Annotated in this window: 7 protein-coding genes; 2 read left to right on the forward strand and 5 right to left on the reverse strand. The window is 67.0% G+C overall.

The features are described from left to right. Positions 1-1,350 carry a TolC family outer membrane protein gene (locus tag HSX14_RS18200; RefSeq protein WP_173177444.1) on the reverse strand — a complete coding sequence of 450 codons (1,350 nt, stop codon included), beginning with the start codon at positions 1,348-1,350 and terminating at the stop codon, positions 1-3. Between the two features lie 350 nt (positions 1,351-1,700). Here HSX14_RS18200 and HSX14_RS18205 point away from each other — a divergent pair, with 350 nt between their 5' ends. Together HSX14_RS18205 and HSX14_RS18210 are read left to right on the forward strand one after the other, a co-directional pair. Next, the gene (locus tag HSX14_RS18205; protein ID WP_175384274.1) at positions 1,701-17,759 is read left to right on the forward strand and encodes a retention module-containing protein; all 16,059 of its coding nucleotides are present in this window, start codon (positions 1,701-1,703) and stop codon (positions 17,757-17,759) included. Between the two features lie 132 nt (positions 17,760-17,891). Then, entirely contained in the window at positions 17,892-18,230 is a 339-nt protein-coding gene (locus tag HSX14_RS18210) for a tryptophan synthase subunit beta (RefSeq protein ID WP_173179073.1), read from the forward strand. A gap of 32 nt (positions 18,231-18,262) precedes the next feature. On the opposite strand, the gene HSX14_RS18215 is transcribed toward HSX14_RS18210, so the two are convergent. From HSX14_RS18215 to HSX14_RS18230, 4 genes are all read right to left on the reverse strand, one after another. Then, the gene (locus HSX14_RS18215) at positions 18,263-19,234 is read right to left on the reverse strand and encodes an aldo/keto reductase (RefSeq protein ID WP_173179075.1); all 972 of its coding nucleotides are present in this window, start codon (positions 19,232-19,234) and stop codon (positions 18,263-18,265) included. Positions 19,235-19,341: 107 nt separating this feature from the next. Further along, positions 19,342-21,291 carry a cyclic di-GMP receptor LapD gene (gene lapD, locus HSX14_RS18220; RefSeq protein WP_173179077.1) on the reverse strand — a complete coding sequence of 650 codons (1,950 nt, stop codon included), beginning with the start codon at positions 21,289-21,291 and terminating at the stop codon, positions 19,342-19,344. Between the two features lie 10 nt (positions 21,292-21,301). Continuing rightward, positions 21,302-21,934 carry a cysteine protease LapG gene (gene lapG, locus HSX14_RS18225; RefSeq protein WP_173179150.1) on the reverse strand — a complete coding sequence of 211 codons (633 nt, stop codon included), beginning with the start codon at positions 21,932-21,934 and terminating at the stop codon, positions 21,302-21,304. A 441-nt stretch (positions 21,935-22,375) separates the two neighbouring features. Then, positions 22,376-22,621, reverse strand: coding sequence for a DUF1145 domain-containing protein (locus tag HSX14_RS18230; protein WP_111261253.1), 246 nt, complete (start codon positions 22,619-22,621; stop codon positions 22,376-22,378). Positions 22,622-22,656 lie beyond the last annotated feature (35 nt).

Raw genomic sequence — 22,656 nt, forward strand, 5'->3', positions numbered from 1 at the left:
TCAGTTCAGGCCCGGCAGGGTCGCCTCGGGCTTGAGTTCGGACTGGACGACGGAGGCCATCGGCGCGACGACGCCCTGGCTCTTCAGCAGCTCGCCAATGGTCGCCTTGATCCGGTACTGAGTAAACAGTTCGAGGTGGCGAATTTCCACCAGACGGCGGGAGGCGGTGAACAGTTCGTTCTCGCTGTCCAGCAGGTCCAGCAGGGTGCGTTCGCCGATGCTGAACTGCTTCTGGTAGGACTCGCGCACACGGGTACTGTAGTCGACGTATTGCTGGGCGATCGGGATTTGTTCACGGGCGTTGGCCAGGGCGTTCATGGACAGCCCCAGGTCTTCGTTGAGCACGCGCAGGGCGTTGTTGCGGATGTCCAGGGCCTGGTTGATCTGGTAGGCCTTGGATTCCAGGTCGGCCTTGTTGCTGCCGCCGGCGAACAGGTTGTAGCGCATGCGCAGCATGGCCTGCCATTCGTTGACGTGGCCGTCCTGGCCGTCCAGGTCGTTGTCGGCGCCACGGGACAGCTCGGCGTCGAAGCGCGGGTAGAAGAAGGACTTGGCCGCGTCGTACTGCTTCTCGGCAGCCGCCACGTCGGATTCGGCGGAACGCAGGATCGGGCTGTTGGCCAGGAGGGTCTGGCGGGCTTCGGCGATGTCGGCGGGCAGTTGGCCGGCGAGGCCGGCCGGTTCGCTCAGGTCGACCGGATCGATGCCGACTACGCTGTAGAAGTTGGTGCGGGCGTCGGCCAGGTTGGTCTGCTCGGTGATCAGGTTGTTGCGGGCCTGGGCCAGGCGCGCTTCGGCCTGGTCCTGGTCGGCCAGACGACCGACGCCGCGGCTGCTGCGCAGGCTGATCTGGTCATAGATGCGCTGGTGGCTCTTCAGGTTGGCTTCGGCGAGACGAACCATCTCCTCGCGCTGCAGCACATCGATGTAGACCTGCGCGACGTCCAGCGCGGTTCTTTCCGACGTACCGAGCAGCGAGTAGGCACGGGAATTGACTGTGGCTTGCTGGCGGGCGACCTCGTTGGAGGTGGCGAAGCCGTCGAAGACCATCTGTTGCAGGCGCAGCGACGATTCGCCACGGGTCATGGTCTTCCAGTGGTCGCCCTGGCCGCGGGTGGTGGTGTTGTCGGAGCCTTCACGGCCGTAGCCGCCGAGCAGGTCGACCCTGGGCAGGTAACCGCCCTTGGCGGCCTTCAGCTGGTAGTCGGCGGACATGCGGCTGTTGATGCCGGCCTGGACTTCGGGGTGGACATCCAATGCGCGCTGCATGGCTTCGGAAAGCGTCTGGGCATGAAGAGGGAGACTTGCAGCAAGGGCGAGGGGCACGACACAAGCAAAACGCAGACGCATGGATTGGCATCCTTATCAGAGTGTTGAAGACAGTATTTGGAAGGCCGAAATCACCGTCATGAAATTGGCATCAACCTCGCTCGGACGGAGCAGAAAACCGTGACCCAAGTCTCATTGAAAAAATCCGGACGGCCATCGAATATCAAAGTGACATTACGAAAACGATTGTTTAGGATGGATGCCAATTGGTCAATACATTGGCATAAACTTAATAGCAAAACGCGATAAGCCAAATAATTGACGACAAAAAAATACCACCTTTAACAAGGGAATGCCTGCATCGAAACGGCTCTTCGTAGAGCACCGAAGCAGCACGCCGAAGCTAGAGCCAAACCAGGAGAGTCACCCCCATGAGCAGTGTCGTTGCAATCGTCAAGAGCGTTGTCGGCCAAGTTGTTGCAGTCTCCCCGGAGGGTGTGCAACGCCAGCTCATAGAGGGTGATCGTATCTTCCAGGGCGAGCAGCTGGTCACCGGCGCGGCCGGCATGGTCACCCTCGAACTGCCTGACGGCAAGCTGGTCGACCTGGGTCGCGACACCCAGTGGAGCGGCGCCGACATCGCGCCCCAGAGCACCGACGAGAAGCCGGCCAGCCAGGCGCCCAGCGCCGAGGAACTGCAGAAGGCCATCGCCGCCGGCGTCGACCCGACCCAAGCCTTCGAAGCCACCGCGGCAGGTGCCCCCGCCGCTGGCGGCGCGGCAGGTGGCGGTGCCGCGGGCGGCAGCCACAGCTTCGTCCTGCTCGATGCCACCGGCGAGCGCGTCGACCCCAACGTCGGCTTCGAGACCCAGGGCCTGGCCTTCCAGGGCGCCGCCGACGGCGACACCCAGGACCCGCTGCAGAACGTCGCCCCCGAGTTCACCGACGGCTCCGGCGCGCCGATCACCACCTTCAACCTGGTCACCGACGAAGACATCCCGCTCAGCGGCACCTTCACCAGCCGTGACGCCAATGGTGACCTTGTGACCTTCTCCGTCACCCGTGGCCCGGCCAATGGCACCCTGGCGCTGAACCCGGACGGCACCTGGACCTACACCCCGAGCCAGGACTACAACGGCAGCGACAGCTTCGAGGTGACCGTGAGCGACAGCCGCGGCGCCTCCACCCCGCTGACCGTCAACGTCGGCATCAACCCGGTCAACGACGCCCCCGTCGCCAGCGGTACCTATGAAGCCAGCGTCGACGACACCGCCGCCGCCGACACCTTCGCCGACATCAAGGGCCAACTGGCCGCCACCGACGTCGACGACACCAACCTGACCTGGAGCGGCAGCGCCAAGGGCGCCTACGGCGAACTGACCGTCAACGCCGACGGCAGCTACACCTATGTGGTCGACGCCGCCAAGGTGAATGGCCTGGCCCTGGGCGAGACCGCCAGCGAGAACTTCACCGTGACCGTGAAGGACCCCTCCGGCGCCAGCGACACCCGCGTCATCACCATCAACTTCACCGGCACCAACGACACCCCGATCGCCACCGCCACCACCGCGGCGGTCACCGAAGACCAGAGCATCACCGGCAACCTGGTGGCCACCGACGCCGACAAGGGCGCGACCCTGTCCTATGCGGTCGACGGCAAGGCCCCGGCCGGCTTCACCCTGAACACCGACGGCAGCTGGACCTTCGACGCTGGCGACGCCGCCTACCAGTCCCTGGCCGAAGGCCAGACCACCACCGTCACCATCGCCTACATCGTCACCGACGAGCACGGCGCCCAGGCCACCAACACCCTGACCGTCACCGTCACCGGCGTGAACGACCCCGCCATCCTCGGCAGCGCCGACGTGCAGCTGACCGAGACCAACGACGCCCTGAGCACCGGCGGCACCCTGTCCATCAGCGATGTCGACAGCCCGGCCACCTTCGTCGCCCAGGCCAACGTCGCCGGCACCTACGGCACCTTCAACATCGACGCCGCCGGCAACTGGACCTATGTCGCCAACTCGGCCTTCAACGAGCTGAACGTCGGCCAGTCCTACAGCGAATCCTTCAAGGTCGTCTCCGCCGACGGCACCCAGACCAGCGTCACCGTGACCATCAACGGCACCAACGACGCTGCCGTCCTCAGCAGCGCCGACGTGCAGCTGACCGAGACCAACGCCCCGGCCACCGCCAATGGCACCCTGACCATCAGCGATGTCGACAACCCCGCCACCTTCGTTGCCCAGAGCAACGTCGCCGGCACCTATGGCAGCTTCAGCATCGGCACCGATGGCAAGTGGACCTACACCGCCAGCTCCGCCTACAACGAGCTGAACGTCGGCGACAAGCTGACCGAGACCTTCGAGGTTTCCGCCGCCGACGGCACCAAGACCAGCGTCACCGTCACCATCAACGGCACCAACGATGCGCCGGTGGGCGTGGCCGACAAGATCACCCTGGACGAAGACAGCGTCGCCACCGGCAACGTGCTGGCCAATGACACGGACGTCGACAACAGCAGCCTGACCGTCACCAAGTTCAGCCTGACCAACCTGCCCTTCGTCAGCTTCAAGGCCGGCGAGACCGCCGACCTGGTCATCGGCAAGCTGACCATCAAGGCCAACGGCGACTTCACCTTCACCCCGGCCAAGGACTACAACGGCCCGGTGCCATCCATCACCTACACCCTGAGCGACGGCAGCCTCACCAGCACCGCCACCCTCACCTTCGACATCACCCCGGTCAACGACGCCCCGGTCAACACCGTCCCCGGCGCCCAGACCCTGAACGAAGACAGCAGCAAGACCTTCAGCCTGCTGAGCGGCAACAGCATCGCGGTGCGGGACGTGGACGGCGACCAGCTGACCACCACCCTCTCCGTCGAACACGGCGCGCTGACCCTCGGCCCGCTGAGCGGCGGCGTGTCCTTCAGCGGCAACGGCACCGGCAGCATCACCCTGGTGGGCAGCCAGGCGGCCATCAACGCCGCCCTGCAGGGCCTGAAGTACGTCCCGGCCAAGGACTACAACGGCCAGGACACCCTGACCATCAACACCACCGACGGCAAGCTGAGCGACAGCGACAGCGTCACCCTCACCATCAAGCCGGTGAACGACGCGCCGGTGGCCACTCCGACCAGCGAGGCCACCACCGAAGACGCGCCCGTGATCGGCGGCAAGCTGGCCGCCACCGACGTCGACGGCGACACCCTGACCTACAGCCCCAAGGGCGCCCTCCCCGGCGGCTTCACCCTCAATGCCGATGGCACCTGGACCCTGGACCCGAGCCACGCCGACTACCAGCACCTGGCCGAAGGCGCGTCCACCACCCTGACCATCAACTTCACCGCCACCGACGGCAAGCTCTCCAGCAGCAGCACGCTGACCATCACCGTCACCGGCGTGAACGACAAGCCGACCATCACCGCTGCCACCGCCGCCGCCAATGAAGGCGACGGCCAGATCAACGGCCAGATCGCCGCCGCCGACGTCGATGACGGCGCCGTCCTCGCCTTCAGCACCACCGCCAACGTCGCCGGCCTGACCCTGGGCAGCGACGGCAAGTGGACCTTCGACGCCAGCAACGCCGCCTACGACTACCTCAAAGGTGGCGAGCAACTGGTCATCACGGTACCGGTCACCGTCACCGACGAGCACGGCGCCACCGCCGACAGCACCCTGACCATCACCCTCACCGGCACCAACGACGCGCCGGTGGCCAATGCCGTCAGCGCCTCGGGCAACGAAGACCAGGCCGCGCGCATCCAGGTGAACCTGTCCGGCAGCGATGTCGATGGCACCGTCACCGGCTACACCATCGGCTCCGTACCCGCCAACGGCACCCTGTACGCCGGCGCCAACGGCGGTACCGCCCTGAAGGCCGGCGACAGCGTCACCGGCCCGGTGTACTTCGTCCCGGCCAAGGACTGGAACGGCACCACCACCTTCGAGTACAGCGCCGTCGACAACAACGGCGCCGTGTCCGCCAGCAAGGCCACCGCCACCATCACCGTCGCCCCGGTCAACGATGCCCCGGTCGGCGTCAACGACAGCGTCACCCTGAACGAAGACCAGACCGCCACCGGCAACGTCCTGGCCAACGACAAGGACGTGGACGGCGACGCCCTGGTCGTGACCAAGTTCAGCATCACCGGCCTCCCCTTCGTCAGTGCCAATGCGGGCGGGACCCTCGACCTGCTGGGCACCGGCAAGCTGACCATCAAGGCCAACGGTGACTTCACCTTCGAACCGGCCAAGGACTACAACGGCCCGGTCCCGAGCGTCACCTACACCCTGAGCGACGGCAGCCTCGCCAGCACCGCCACCCTCAAGTTCGACATCACCCCGGTCAACGACGCCCCGGTCAACGCCACCCCAGGCGCGCAGACCCTGGCCGAGGACGGCAGCAAGGTCTTCAGCATCCTCGGCAACAACAGCGTCAGCGTGAGCGACGTGGACGGCGACAAGCTGACCACCACCCTCAGCGTCGAGCACGGCGTGCTGACCCTCGGCCCGATCCTCGCCAACGGCCTGACCTACAGCGGCAACGGCACCGGCAGCATCACCCTGTCCGGCTCCCAGGCGGCCATCAACGCCGCCCTGCAGGGCCTGAAGTACGTCCCGGCCGCCAACTACAACGGCCAGGACACCCTGACCATCAGCACCAGCGACGGCAAGCTGAGCGACACCGACAGCATCACCCTCAACATCACCCCGGTGAACGACGCCCCGGTGGCCACCCCCACCAGCGACAGCACCTTCGAGGACGCCCCGGCCATCGGCGGCAAGCTCGCCGCCACCGATGTCGACGGCGACACCCTCACCTTCACCCTGAACAACCCCGCCCCGGCCGGCTTCAGCCTGAACGCCGACGGCACCTGGACCTTCGACCCGAGCAACGCCGCCTACCAGGCCCTGGGCCAGGGCGAGCAGCTGGTCATCCAGGTCCCCTTCACCGCCACCGACGGCAAGCTCTCCAGCGGCAGCACCCTGACCATCACCGTCACCGGCGTCAACGACGCCCCGGTGGTGAGCGGCGCCATCACCCACGGCACCAACGAGGATGCCGCCGGCCAGGTGATCGACCTCCTGGCCAAGGCCAGCGATGCCGACGCCAAGGACGTGCTCAGCGCCGTCAACGTCAGGGAAACCAGCGGCAACGACGCCAGCGGCGTGACCCTCCAGGGCAACACCCTGGTGGTCGACCCGTCCCGGTACAACTACCTGGCCAAGGGCGAAAGCGTCGTGCTCACCTACGAGTACCAGGTCAGCGACGGCAAGGGCGGCCTGGTGACCACCAGCGCCACCGTCACCATCGACGGCGTCAACGATGCACCGGTGGTCAGCAGTGCCATCGCCGTGGACAGCAACGAGGACGCCGCCTCCTTCAGCGTCGACCTGCTGGACAAGGCCAGCGACGTCGACCTCAGCGACGTGCTGGGCATCAGCAACTTCAAGCAGGTCGGCACCCAGGACGCCTCGGGCGTGACCCTCAGCGGCAACGGCCTGCAGGTGAACCCGAACGCCTACAACTACCTCGCCGCCGGCGAGAAATTGGTGCTCACCTACAGCTACGACGTGGTCGACAACAACGGTGGCGTCACCCCCACCACCGCCACCATCACCATCGAAGGCCGCAACGACGCGCCCGTGCTGGAAAGCACCGTGCAGAGCGGCGCCGTCACCGAGCGCGCCGATGGCGTGCCCGGCGAGAACGCCGGCAGCCTGACCGCCAGCGGCGACTTCGGCTTCAGCGACGCCGACCTGAGCAACACCCACAGCATCGGCACCGAGCTGGTCAGCGCGAAGGACGGCAACGGCCAGGCCGTCAACGTGCTGGGCAACCTCAGCGCCAGCATCAGCGATACCGCCCAGGGCGACGGCCAGGGCTCCGTGCACTGGAACTACAGCGTCGCCGCCGGCGCGCTGGACTACCTGGGCGCCGGCGAGACCGTCACCCTGGTCTACCGCGTCACCGTCACCGACAGCAGCGGCGCCCCGGTCTCCCGTGACGTCACCATCACCCTCACCGGCAGCAACGACGCCCCGGTGGTGAGCGGTGTCGCCACCACCCTGACCCACGAAGACGCGTCCGCCTACAGCCTCGACCTGCTGCAGCACGCCTCCGACGAAGACGCCAACGACGTCCTCAGCGTCGGCAACGTCCAGCAGGTCGGCACCGGCGATGCGTCCGGCGTCACCTTCGATGCCGCCACCAACAGCCTGAAGATCGACCCGTCCAAGTACGACTACCTGGCCGTGGGTGAGAAGGTCGTCCTCACCTACAGCTACGAGGTCAGCGACGGCCACGGCGGCGTCACCAGCGCCAACGCTTCGGTCACCATCGAGGGCCGCAACGACGCCCCGGTGGTCACCGACACCAGCGTCACCGTCGACGAGGAAAGCGTCGGCACCGCGCTGAACATCGCCGCCCCGACCGACGTCGACACCAGCAACGTCCTGACCATCACAGTCAGCGGCCTGCCCACCGTCGGCACCGTGACCCTGGCCAACGGCACCCCGGTGACCAACGGCCAGACCCTGACCAGCGCCGAGCTGCAGGGCCTGAAATACAACGCCCCGGCCGACTACAAGGCCGGCGACCCCGTCGGCGAGTTCAAGTACAGCGTCAACGACGGCACCACCACCGTCGAAGGCAAGGTCACCCTGGGCGTCAACCCGATCAACGATGCACCGGTGGCCAACGACGACTTCGGCGTCATCGCCGGCCTCAAGGGCAACTACTACGCCTACCGCGAAGGCACCGACGGCGGCAACCTGGAGAACCTCGCCGGCGTCACCGCCTTCATCGCCGGCCGCACCCCCAGCGCCACCTTCACCGCCACCGAGCTCAACTACGGCAACGGCGTGTCCAGCAACCTGGGCGGCGACCAGCAGTTGCAGAAGTTCCTCGGTGCCGACGCCGGCTCCCTGAACACCGACCCGGCGAACAGCTCGGACGCCATCATCCAGCTCACCGGCCAGATCAGCCTCGCCGCCGGCACCTACCAGTTCAAGGTGACCGCCGACGACGGCTTCAGCATCGTCATCGACGGCAAGGTGGTCGCCGAATACAACGGCAACCAGGGCCCGACCGCGCGCGAATCGGCCACCTTCACCATTGCCGAAAGCGGTGCCCACAACATCCAGATCGTCTATTGGGACCAGGGCGGCCAGGCCCAGCTCAAGGTCGAACTGCGTCCGGAAGGCGGCACCTACACCGTGGTCGGCGGCAGCCAGCTGACCCAGGCCGGCAACGACGTACTGACCACCAACGAAGACCAGCCGCTGACCATCGAGCCCTCCACCCTGCTGGGCAACGACACCGATGTCGACGGCGACTCGCTGACCATCCTCAGCGTCCAGGGCGCCAAGAACGGCACCGTGGAACTGGTCAACGGCAAGGTGGTGTTCACCCCCGCACCGAACTTCAACGGCACCGGCTCCTTCACCTACACCGTGAGCGACGGCCACGGCGGCACCGATACCGCCACCGTCACCGTGGGCGTCAAGCCGGTGAACGATGCACCGGTGGTCGACAGCACCTCCCTCACCGTCGCCGAGGAAAGCGTCGGCACCAACCTGGGCCTGAAGGCCCCGACCGATGTCGATGGCAACCCGCTGACCATCAAGGTCACCGGCCTGCCGACGCTCGGCACCGTGACCCTGGCCGACGGCACCGCCGTGACCAATGGCCAGAGCCTGACCAGCGCCCAGCTGCAAGGCCTGAAGTACAACGCGCCGGCCGACTACACCGCCGGCCAGGCCGTGGGTTCCTTCACCTACAGCGTCAACGACGGCACCGCCACCGTGAACGGCCAGGTCACCCTGGGCGTCACCCCGGTGAACGACCTGCCGGTCGTCGACAGCACCAGCCTGACCGTCAACGAAGAGAGCGTCGGCACCGACCTGGGCCTCAAGGCCCCGACCGATGTCGACGGCGACAGCCTCACCATCACCGTGACCGGCCTGCCCACCGTGGGGGCCGTGACCCTGGCCGACGGCACCGCCGTGACCAATGGCCAGAGCCTGACCAGCGCCCAGCTGCAAGGCCTGAAGTACAACGCACCGGCCGACTACACCGCCGGCCAGGCCGTGGGCAGCTTCACCTACAGCGTCAACGACGGCACCGCCACCGTGAGCGGCCAGGTCGCCCTGGGCGTCAATCCGGTGAACGACCTCCCGGTTGTGGACAGCGCCAGCCTCACCGTCAACGAAGAGAGCGTCGGCACCGACCTGGGCCTCAAGGCCCCGACCGATGCCGATGGCGACAGCCTCACCATCACCGTGACCGGCCTGCCCACCCTGGGCAGCGTGACCCTGGCCGATGGCACCGCCCTCACCAACGGGCAGACTCTCACCAGTGCGCAGCTGCAAGGCCTGAAGTACAACGCGCCGGCCGACTACACCGCCGGCCAGGCCGTGGGCAGCTTCACCTACAGCGTCAACGACGGCACCGCCACCGTCAGCGGCCAGGTCGCCCTCGCGGTGAACCCGGTCAATGACCTGCCGGTGGTGAACGGCACCACGGTGAGCCTGGACGAGGACACCACCCTCGACAGCCGACTCAACGCCACCGATGCCGATGGCGACACCCTCACCTACACCCTGAAGTCCGGTACCAGCAACGGTACGCTGGTGCTCGACACGGCCACCGGTGAGTACAGCTACAAGCCCAACGCCAACTACAACGGCCCGGACTCCTTCACCGTCACCGTCAACGATGGCAAGGGCGGCGTGGTCGACGCCGTGGTGCGGATCACCGTCAACCCGGTGAACGACGTCCCCACCACCAGCCCGGTGGACCTGATCACGGTCGAAGACAACGCCGTCACCGCCAAGGTCTACGCCAACGATGTGGACGGTGACGCCCTCACCTACAGCATCGCCAACGGCAACGGCCCGCAGCACGGCACCGTCACGCTCAACGCCGACGGCACGTTCACCTACACACCCGCCAAGGACTACAACGGCCCCGACGCCTTCACCGTCACCGTCAGCGACGGCAAGGGCGGCGTCACCACCAGCCTGGTCAGCATCACCGTGCAGCCGTTCAACGACGCGCCGGAAACCGCCAACCAGGCCAAGGAAACCGACGAAGACAAGAGCGTCAGCGGCCAGATCGTCGCCACCGACGTGGACGGCGACAAGCTGAGCTACGTGATCCAGTCCGGTGTCGCCCACGGCTCGATCCTGCTCAACACCGTGACCGGCGAATACACCTACACGCCGAACAAGGACTACAACGGCACCGATTCCTTCACCATCCGGGTCTACGATCCGAAGGGCGGCTATGCCGACTCCGTGGTGACGGTCAAGGTCAACCCGGTCAACGATGCGCCGACCGCCAGCCCGCTGTTCCTGAACACCGTCGAGGACAACGCCGTCATCGCCAAGATCGATGCCCGCGACGTGGACGGTGACACCCTCACCTACACCATCGCCAACGGCAACGGCCCGCAGCACGGCACCGTCACGCTCAACGCCGACGGCACCTTCACATACACACCCGCCAAGGACTACAACGGCACCGACGCCTTCACCGTCACCGTCAGCGACGGCCACGGCGGCGTGACCATCAGCCTGGTCAGCATCAACGTCCAGCCGTACAACGACGCCCCGGAGACCGCCAACCAGGCCAAGGAAACCAACGAAGACGAGAGCGTCAGCGGCCAGATCGTCGCCACCGACGTGGACGGCGACAAGCTGAGCTACGTGATCCAGTCCGGCGTCGCCCACGGCTCGATCCTGCTCAACACCGTCACCGGCGCGTACACCTACACGCCGAACAAGGACTTCAACGGCACCGACTCCTTCACCATCCGGGTCTACGATCCGAAGGGCGGCTATGCCGACTCCGTGGTGACGGTCAAGGTGAACCCGGTCAACGACGCACCGACCTCCGGCCCGCAGTTCCTGACCACCGACGAGGACACCCCGATCGACGGCCGCGTGACCGCCCGTGACGTGGACGGCGACACCCTCACCTACAGCGTCGCCAACGGCAACGGCCCGCAGCACGGCACCGTGGTGATGAACGCCGACGGCACCTACACCTACCAGCCGGCCAAGGACTTCAACGGCACCGACTCGTTCACCGTCACCATCAGCGACGGCCACGGCGGCACCACCACCAGCCTGGTCAGCGTCCTCATCAACCCGGTCAACGACGCCCCGGTAGCGCCCAACAGCACCGCCAGCGTCGACGAGGACGGCACCCTCACCAGCCGCATCACCGCCACCGACGCGGAAGGCGACAGCCTCACCTACACCCTGAAGACCGGCACCGCCAACGGCACCCTGGTCCTCAATCCCAACACCGGCGAGTACACCTACAAGCCCAACGGCGACTACAACGGGCCGGACAGCTTCGTGGTAACCGTCAGCGACGGCAAGGGCGGTGTCACCGACACCGTGGTCAACATCACCGTCAACCCGGTCAACGATGCCCCGACCGCCGTCAACGACACCGCCGCCACCCTGGAAGACACCGCCGTCACCATCGACGTGCTGGCCAACGACCGCGACATCGACGGCGACAGCCTGACCCTGACCGGCGCCAACGCGCAGCACGGCAGCGTCAGCATCGTCGACGGCAAGCTGGTCTACACCCCCACCGGCAACTACAGCGGTGCGGACACCATCACCTACACCGTCACCGACGGTAAGGGCGGCAACAGCACCGCCACCGTCCAGGTCGGCATCCAGGCCGTGGCCGATGCCCCGAACCTCGGCGCCCAGGCCCCGAGCGGCAACCCCGCGGCCACCGGCCTGCTGCAACAGAGCTGGAACAACCTGGCCCTGGGCAGCGGCGGCAACGGTGCCAACCCGGCGACCCTCAAGAGCACCATCGACGCCGCCGGCACCCCCGCCAGCAGCGGCAACCTGGCCGATGCCCACATCGACAGCGTCAACGCCGGCGTGGCCAACAAGCTCTCCGGCCTGATCTACCTCGAAGCCGGCCAGACCTACACCTTCAGCGGCTCGGGCGACGACAGCGTGCTCGTCTCCGTGGGTGGCACCACCGTGGCCAACGCCACCTGGGGCGGCTCCAGTGGCCAGTTCAGCGGCAGCTACACCGCCCAGCAGAGCGGCTACTACACCCTGGACATCTACCAGCACAACCAGAGCGGCCCGGGCACCCTGGACGTCAACGTCAAGGTCGGCAACGGCCCGGTGCAGGACCTGTCCAGCGCCAACGTGCAGCTCTACACCAAGCCCAGCGACCTGGCCGGCAACGGCCTGCACCTGTCGGAGCTGCATGGCAGCGGCGGCAAGGGCTACTACCAGCTCTACAACGTCAACGAAGGTGACGAGGACAGCAGCATCCCGCTGTCGCGCCTGACCGCCTCGCTGAACGACACCGACGGCTCGGAAAGCCTCTCCGTGGGCATCTCGCAGATCCCCGAGGGCGCCTCCCTGACCGACGGCGTGAACAGCTTCACCGCCACCAGCGGCAATACCAGCGCGAACATCACCAGCTGGAACCTGGGCAACCTCAGCATCACCCCGCCGGCCAACTACAACGGCACCTTCGACCTGAAGGTCACCGCGACCGCAACCGAAGGCGCCAACGGCGACAAGGCCAGCACCAACCTGACCCTGCCGGTGACCGTGCATGCGGTGAATGACGCGCCCACCAGCGCCGACAACACCGTCAACACCAACGAAGACACCCCGCGCAGCTTCACCAGCGGCGACTTCACCTTCAACGATGTCGATACCGGCGACAGCCTCAAGGGCATCCGCATCAACAGCCTGCCGGCCAGCGGCAGCCTGACCCTGGGCAACGACGCCGTCACCGTCGGCATGATCATCACCGCGGCGCAGATCGCCTCCCTGGTCTACACCCCGGCGGCCAATGCCAGCGGCAACAGCAGCTTCAGCTTCTCGGTGCAGGACCAGAGCGGCGCCTTCTCCACGCCCAACACCATGACCATCCAGGTCGCGGCGGTGGACAGTGCCCCGGGCCTGGCCAACAGCACCGTGAGCTTCGCCGAGAACATCGCCTCCGGCAGCACCATCGCCGACCTCAGCGACCGCTTCACCGGCACCGACCAGGACCGTGACGGCGAGCCGCTGTTCTACAGCATCACCGGTGGCAACAACGACGGCCTGTTCACCATCAACTCCAGCACGGGCGTCATCACCCTGGCCAGCGGCAAGACCCTGGACTACGAGACCGCCACCCAGCACCAGCTGCAGGTCACCGCCACCGACGGCAAGACCCCGGCGACCGCGACCGTCACCGTCAACGTCACCAACGTCAACGACAACGGCGTGGTGATCAGCGACAGCAACCCGGCCGCCAACAGCGTCGTCGAGAACGCCGCCAATGGCTCCACCGTCGGCCTCACCGTGAAGGGCGTGGACGGCGATGCCGGCGCGTCCATCACCAAGTACGAGCTGACCGACAACGCCGGCGGCCGCTTCGCCATCGACCAGGCCACCGGCGTCGTCACCGTCGCCGACGGCAGCAAGCTCGACTACGAGGCCGCCACCAGCCACAACATCACCGTCAAGGTCACCAGCTCCGATGGCAGCACCAACACCCAGGTGTTCACCATCAACCTCGCCAACGTCAACGACAACGGCGTGGTGATCAGCGACAGCAACCCGGCAGCCAACAGCGTCGTCGAGAACGCCGCCAACGGCTCCACCGTCGGCCTGACCGTGAAGGGCGTGGACGGCGATGCCGGCGCGACCATCACCAAGTACGAGCTGACCGACAACGCCGGCGGCCGCTTCGCCATCGACCAGGCCACCGGCGTCGTCACCGTCGCCGACGGCAGCAAGCTCGACTACGAGGCCGCCACCAGCCACAACATCACCGTCAAGGTCACCAGCTCCGATGGCAGCACCAACACCCAGGTGTTCACCGTCAACCTCGCCAACGTCAACGACAACGGCGTGGTGATCAGCGACAGCAACCCGGCCGCCAACAGCGTCGTCGAGAACGCCGCCAATGGCTCCACCGTCGGCCTCACCGTGCTGGGCACCGATGGCGACGCAGGCGCCACCATCACCAAGTACGAGCTGACCGACAATGCCGGTGGCCGCTTCGCGATCAACGCCACCACCGGTGTGGTCACCGTGGCCGATGGCAGCAAGCTCGACTACGAGGCCGCCACCAGCCACGACATCACCGTCAAGGTCACCAGCTCCGATGGCAGCACCAATACCCAGGTGTTCACCATCAACCTCGCCAACGTCAACGACAACGGCGTGGTGATCAGCGACAGCAACCCGGCGGCCAACAGCGTCGTCGAGAACGCCGCCAACGGCTCCACCGTCGGCCTCACCGTGCTGGGCACCGATGGCGACGCAGGCGCCACCATCACCAAGTACGAGCTGACCGACAATGCCGGTGGCCGCTTCGCGATCAACGCCACCACCGGTGTGGTCACCGTGGCCGACGGCAGCAAGCTCGACTACGAGGCCGCCACCAGCCACAACATCACCGTCAAGGTCACCAGCTCCGATGGCAGCACCAACACCCAGGTGTTCACCATCAACCTCGCCAACGTCAACGACAACGGCGTGGTGGTCAGCGACAGCAACCCGGCCACCAACACCGTGGCCGAAAACGCAGCGAACGGCTCCACTGTGGGTCTGACCGTACTGGGCGTGGACGGCGATGCCGGCACCACCGTGACCTACTCGCTGACCGACAACGCCGGTGGCCGCTTCGCGATCAACGCCACCACCGGTGTGGTCACCGTGGCCGATGGCAGCAAGCTCGACTACGAGACCGCCACCAGCCACACCATCACCGTGCTGGCCACCAGCTCCGACGGCAGCACCCAGTCGGCGACCTACTCCATCGCCGTGACCAACGTCAACGAAGCACCCGTGGTGGTCGCAGGCGCTGCCGTCACCGGCGCCGAGGACACCAACTACGTCTTCAGCTGGAGCGACTTCAAGGTCAGCGATGTCGATGCCAACAGCAGCCTGTCGATCAAAGTCGAGAGCCTGCCGGGCGAAGGCAAGCTGCAGGTCAAGGTGGGCAACACCTGGACCGATGTCAGCGCCAACACCACCGTCACCAAGTCGGTGATCGATGGCGGCGGCCTGCGCTTCGTGCCGGATTCCAACGAGTCCGGCCACGACAGCTTCGGCAGCACCGGTGTCGGCCTGAACAAGCAGACCTACGCCGAGTTCAAGTACAGCGGCAGCGACGGCAGCCTCAACAGCGCCAGCAGCACCATGAGCATCGACATCGCGCCGGTGGCCGACGTCCCGACGCTCACCGTGAAGTCGGCGGCAGCGGCCAACCTGTTCACCACCACCTGGGAAAGCGCGCCGAACAGCGACAGCACCTCGCAGGACGTCACCAGTGCCACCTTCGAGAACTGGAGCCTGGTCACCACCGGCGACAAGCTCTCCGGCGGCAAGAACGTGTTCGAAGTCTGGGCCAACGGCGACAGCATGCAGAACCAGGCCGGCAACATGGTCACCGTCAAGCTGCAGGGCACCGGCAACAACGACGCCCTGGAGCTCAACGACGCCGGTGGCACCATGTCGCAGACCCTGGGCGTGACCCGCAACGTCGCCACCGAGGTCGGCAAGGTCTACGAGCTGAACCTGGACTACGCCGGTCGCCTGGGCTTCGACACCAGCTTCACCAAGATCGCCGTCTACCTCGGCAGCACCCTGGTGGGCGAATACGCCTCCACCAGCAGCCAGACCAGCCTGAACTGGGAGAACATCCACTTCAGCTTCGTCGGCACCGGCAACACCGAGGCCCTGACCATCAAGCTGGCCGGCACCTCCACCGACTCCAGCGGTCGTGGCGCGCTGATCGACAACATCACCCTCACCTCGTCCCAGGGCGTGGTGGCCGGCGATGGCGGCGTCAGCGGCAAGACCAGCATCGCCCTGGCCAACTACATCGGCGGCGCACTGACCGACACCGACGGTTCCGAGAGCCTGAGCTACCAGTTGAGCAACCTGTCCAACGGTTCGACCATCGTCGTCGGCGGCACCACCCTCAGCGCGGTCAACGGCGTGTACACCCTCACCGCTGCCCAGCTGGCCACCGCCAAGCTGCAGGTTTCCGGTGACGTGCGCGGCGACATCGGCCTGGACGTCAAGGCGGTCAGCACCGAACCCAACGGCAGCACCGCCAGCACGGCGTCCCAGCACCTGACGCTGAACATCGTCGATGGCGGCGTGGAGCACACCAGCTACACCACCAACACCATCACCATGGCCGACGCCACCGGCACCACCAGCCTGGGTGGCGGCTTGACCGGCGAGTACTGGGGCTACAGCGAGAACGGCACCAGCCGGCCGAACCTCACCACCCTGAGCCAGGTCGAGAACTACATCGAGGGCCGCTCCGGCAACAACAGCAGCCTGGTGGGTTCCAACACCAACGCGGCGAATGGCTCGGTCAACGCCACCTTCATCGCCAATGTCATCGACTACGGCCTGAAGAACGGCAGCCCGGTGTTCAGCGACGACCTGGGTGACAACCGCACCGTCACCAGCGGCACCACCATCGGCTCGTCCAACAACAGCCAGAACAACCTGTACGACTTCCTCACGGCGGCCAGTACCGGCAACGTCTCCAGCCTCAAGGCCGGCGGGGCGAACCTGGGTGACACCAGTGACGCCATCATCCGCGCCCACGGCTTCATCGACGTCGGCAACGGCGGAACCTACGACATCCGCATCACGGCGGACGACGGTTACCGCCTGCTGATCGATGGCCAGGACGTCGCCAACGCCGACAAGATCCAGTCCACCACCACCGACACCTACAAGAACGTCAGCCTCACCGGCGGCTTGCAGGCGCTGGAACTGCTGTACTGGGACCAGGGCGGCTCCGCCACCCTGAAGATCGAGCTCAAGCCCAGCGGCAGCGATGACTCGGCGTACAAGACCCTCGGTACCGGCGACTACCAGCTGTTCCAGGCCACCACCCTGTCCAGCGGCCAGGAATTCGTGGAAACCAGCACCGGCTGGGCGGTTCACACCATCCAGACCACCACCGGCACCGAAGCCAGCGACCTGATCAACGGCAGCAAGTACTCCGACATCATCAACGGCGGCAACGGCCACGACGTGCTCTACGGCAACGGCGGCAACGACCTGCTCAACGGTGGCGACGGCAACGACCTGCTGATCGGCGGCATCGGTAACGACATCCTCACCGGTGGCGCGGGCGCCGACGTCTTCATGTGGAAAGCGGGCGATGTCGGCAATGACGTGATCAAGGACTTCAACGCCGCCCAGGGCGACCGCATCGACCTCAGCGACCTGCTGCCCGATGCCGCGCACTCCGGCAACCTCCTCGATTACCTCAAGGTCGACACCGCCACCAGCACCCTGCAGGTGAGCACCACCGGCAACGTCAACAACGGCGCCGACGTGACCATCAAGCTCGAAGGCGTGGACCTGACCCAGTACGGGTCCTCCTCCTCGCAGATCGTCAGCTCGCTGGTCGCAGGCTCCGATCCGCTGGTCAAGACCGAGCACCACTGATCCGCAACGCCCCTCCCCGTCGCCGCGAACCGGCGGCGGGGAAGCGGTCGGATCGCCACTGCCATTTTCCCCGCCTGCCTGCGCGTGTAGATTGCGCAGGTCTGCTCATGTCCTGAAGAAAGGGGGGTTCCCATGCTCTACGTGCAACAAGACGACCAGGGTCAACTGGTGCGTGTGGAAGCGGCCGAGTTCGAAGGCTCCACCGGCATGCTCCCCGCCGACGACCAGCGCGTGCTGGCCTGGTACTCCAACCAGACGGTCGAAGCCAGCCTGCTGCAGCTCAAGCAGAGCGACCAGGAAATGATCCGGGTACTGGAAGACCTCATCGGCCTGCTGATGACCAAGGGCGTGATCCGCATCACCGACCTGCCCCAGGCCGCGCAATCCAAGCTGCTCAGCCGCAACCAGGCACGCGAGGCCCTGGGCGGCCTCAACCGCCTGATCAACGACGAGGAATCCGGGGTCATCTGACCCGGTCCTCCGAGCGCGCGCCGCGCCGGCCCCTACGCCGGCAACGGCACCTCCGCGCCCACCAGATGCTCCTCCCGCAGCGCCCGCCAGAACGCCGCCGGCACCTCGGCGTGCACCTGCTCCATGTACTGGGCCGGGCGAGCCGGTGTCGCGGTTCCCGGGATCACTGACAGCACCGCCGGGTGGGCCAGGCAGAACTGCAGCGCCGCCGCCCGCGAGTCGATGCCCCAGCGCGCGCACAACGCCATCAGCCGCTGCGCACGGTCCCACACCTCATCGGGAATGCGGTCGTACTCGTAGTGATCGCCCCCGGCCAGCACGCCGGAGTTGAACGGCCCGCCGACGACGATGCCGACGCCGCGCTCGAGGCAGGCCGGGAACAGCGTTTCCAGCGCCTCGCGATGATCCAGCAGGCTGTAGCGGCCGGCCAGCAGGAACAGGTCCGGGTCGGCCTGCTGCAGTGCCAGCCGGCAGGGTTCCACCCGGTTGACGCCCAGCCCCCAGCCCCGGATCAGCCCCTCCTCGCGCATCGCCGTCAGCTCCTTCGCGGCCCCCGCCATCGCCTCGGCGAAGTACTCGCGCCAGCGCGGGCCGTGCTGGTCCTCGGATACGTCATGGATGAACACCAGGTCGATGCGCTCCACCCCCATGCGCACCAGGCTGTCCTCCAGGGAGCGCCGGGTGCCGGCGGCGGAGTAATCGAGGATGCGTCGGTTGGGCAGCTCGTCGACGAAGGGCTTGGCGTTCTCCGGCGCGGCGGCGGGCTCCAGCACCCGGCCCACCTTGGTGCTGAGCAGGTACTCATCGCGCGGGCGGGTACGCAGCAGCCGGCCGAAGCGTTCCTCGGCGAGGCCGGCGCCGTAGTGGGGAGACGTGTCGTAGTAGCGGAAACCGGCCTGCCAGGCCGCCGCCAGCGTGGCGTCGGCCTGGTCTTCGGCGACCGGGTGGAACATGTTGCCGAGCGGCGCGCCGCCCAGCCCGATACGCGGCAACTTGATACGCATGGGGCCTCCTGAAGTCCGTGATCCGGTGTACTTCAGGGGACCGGGTGGCCCGGCGGATGGTTCAAGGCAACGGCCGGAAGGCGGGTCCGTGGCTCACCCCGCCAGGATCATCGCCAGGGCGCCGGCACGCCGAACAACTGGCCCTGTACGCCCTGGATGCCCATTTCCTGCAGCACCCGCAGCTCGCCTTCGGTCTCGACGCGCTCGGCGATCAGCGGCAGGTCGATGCTGTGGGCGGCGCGCTGCATCGCCTCGATGAACAGGCGCTTGTCGTTCTCCGCATCGATGGCGCGGATGTGGCTGCCGTCCACCTTCAGGTACGCCAGGCCCAGGCGCGCCAGGTTGCCGATCATGCTGAAACGGCCACCGAAGTGCTGCAGGCTGAGGGCGAAGCCCAGCTCGCGCAGGCGCCGGGTCAGGTCCTCCAGCACCGCCTGCTCGGGCAGCTGGTCTTCCTCCAGCTCCAGGGTCAGGCGCGGGCCCAGCTGCGGGTTCTGGCGCAGCAGGTCGAAGGCGCGGTCGAGGGCCTTCTGGTCACGCAAAAGCGCCCCGGACAGGTTCAGCGCCAGGGGCTGGTCATGGCCGGCCATCTGCGCCAGCACCCGCTCCAGCATCACCAGGTCGAGCCGCGCGGACCAGCCGAAACGCTCCAGCCAGGGCAGGAAGCGCCCGGCGGGAATGCTCGCGCCCTGCTCGTCCGGCAGGCGCGACAGCACCTTGTAGTGCAGCACCCGCGACGGCTCGCGGCTGGCCACCACCGGCTGGAAGAACAGCTGGAAGCGGCCCTGGGCCAGGGCCTTGTCCAGCAGCGCGTGCCAGGCATGGCGATCGTCGCCGACGTTGCCGGCGTGGGTCTGCTCGATGCACGCCCAGGCGCGATCGGCCTGGCGCTCGGCCTGGGCCAGGGCCTCGTCGGCGAGCATCATCAGGTCCTGCTGCGCTTCGCCCGGGGCGAAGGGCACGAGGCCCATATGCGCCACCGGCTGGGAGTCGGTGGCGCCGGTGCTGGCCAGGCTGGCCAGCGCGCCATCGAGGCGGCTGGCCAGTTGCTCGGCCTCCTCGCGCACCAGGCCCGGCGCCAGCAGGATGAACTCGCCACCCCGGCTGCGTGCCAGCAACTGGCCCGCGCCCTGCCCCGCGCTGTTGCGCACCAGTTGCTCGGCCACGGCCTTGAGCAGCTGGTCGGTGCGCTGGCCGCCCAGGCGCTGGTTGAGGCCGGCCAGGTCGTTGACCCGCAGCAGCAGCAGGTAGCCGCTGCTGGCCTGGTCCTCGGCGCTGAGGCGCGCGTGCAGCTGCATCTCGAAATAACGGCGGTTGCCAAGGCCCGTGAGGCTGTCCTGGTAGGCCTCGTCGCGCAGGCGTTCGCTGCGCTCGGCCTGCTCCTGGAACAGCGCCTTGAGCTTCTCCACCATCTGGTTCATCGCCTGCACCACACGGCGCAGCTCCGGCGTGCGCGGCAGCTGCGGCAGGCTGAGGAACTCACGGCGGGCGATGGCGTGGGATTGCTCCACCATGTAGTCCAGCGGGCGCAGCTGGCGGCGCAGCAGCACGGCGCCGAGGCCGGCGCTGACCAGGCCGCAGAGCAGCAGCCAGCCGAGGCTGCCCAGGGCGCTCTGCCACAGCTTGGCGATGGCGAACATCGGGTGGCTCTGCACCTCGACCCGTGCCGCCTGGGTCCAGCCCCGGCTGACGATGGCATCGCCGCCGGCCGACTCCAGGCCGATCAGCGAGACGAACCACTGCGGCACCTGGGCCGCCACCGCGTCGGGCACGCCGGTGCGCTCGACCATCACCTTGCCGGTGGCCATGTCGATCACGCGGATGCGCTCGAAATAGCCGCTGTCGAAGATCGAGCTGACCATCAGCTCGACCATCGCGGCATCGTCGATGTGCGGCGTCAGCGACAGGCCCAGCGCCGTCGCCGCGTCCTGCGCATGGGAACGCAGCTGGTTGACGTACTGCTCCCGCGAGCTTTCCAGGCTGACCATGAAGCTGCCGCTGAAGGCGACGACCAGGAACAGGCAGATAGCGATCAACAACTGTTTGAACAGGGACATCTCGACTCCGCTATTCGCTCGTGGGAAAGCCTTCGGCTTTCATCTTTTTCAACAGGTCCTGCCAGCGGGACAGACGCTTGGCGTCGCCCACCTTCTTGCCGCCACCCTGGTTGCTCAGCCACAGGCCCTCGCCGTTGAAGGCGTAGACCGGCAACAGGTCACTGCGCTGGGAGGCCGGCAGGATGCTGCCGATCAGGTTGTCCAGCACCAGGGGCACCGCATCGGGCTTCTCGTAATAGGTCAGCACCATGTGCGCCTGGTTCAGGCGCAGCGCCTTGACGTAGGTGATGCGCAGCTTTTCCGCCGGCACCCCGAGGTGACGCAGGCTGATGTACTTGGCGATGGCGTAGTCCTCGCAATCGCCCGCGCCCCGGCGCAAGGCCTCCACCGGCGTGGCCCAGTAGTCCACCTGGTTCCACAGGGCGAGGTCGTCGGTGAAGCGCAGCTTGGCGTTGAAGAAGCGGTTGATCTCCTTCAACTGTTCCGCCTCGCTGGCCCCCACCTGGCTGGCCAGCAGGCGCTGCCAGTCATCGATGCGCTGCTTGCCATCGCCCAGGGGGCCGTAGAGGGATTCGGCGCGGCGGCTGATCAGGGTGAAGTCCCAATCCGCCTGCAGGGCCCCGGCCAGCAGGGCGAGCAGCAACAGCGAAACCGGGACCAGAACGCCCGGCGTACCGCCAATCCGCCATTTGCCGAAACTGCTGAGCAAAATCCGATTTCCTGCCGATGGCGCCGCCACGCGGCCGCCGATAACGAGGCGCGAATGGTGCGGGCTGGAAGCGGAAAAAACAATGGCACAGTGCCCCTATCGGATCTGTGCCGTGCTCACCGCCATAGGGGTTTCAATGTGGCCGGAAACTATCCAGGCCCGTCGGTTGGGCTGAGGTACGAAGCCCAACGCAGCAGGCTCGGGCAGGGCGATCGCCGGGAGAAAATGCCGGGCCGGGTACGCCGATTGGTGGAGGTAAAAAGCGACCTCCACCCTACGCCGCGCCCAGCACCGTGCCGGCGTCGATTGGGCAGGTGCCGCCGGGAGCACCCAGGCGTAGCCCGGGCTTCAGCCCGGGACCACGGGGGCGACGGATCAGCGCAACCCGCGCAGGTGCAGGAAGCCGAACAGCAGCACCTGGGTGCGGTCCAGCCAGGGGAAGGGACGGGCCTTGAGCTTGCGGTTGAACAGCGCGGCTTCGGCGACGTGGGCCACCAGCATCACACCGGCCACCAGCAGCAGCGGGCGATGCAGCGGCTCGCCGAAGGGGTAGATGACATTGAGGATCGCCACCAGCCAGAACATGGCCAGGGCGCCCTTGGCGAACGACAGGACGTGCATAAGGGGTCTCCATTGCAGGGTTGAGCCCAAGAGTG

It is taken from the genome of Pseudomonas tohonis (assembly GCF_012767755.2).
In the GTDB taxonomy this organism is placed as follows: Bacteria; Pseudomonadota; Gammaproteobacteria; order Pseudomonadales; family Pseudomonadaceae; genus Metapseudomonas; species Metapseudomonas tohonis.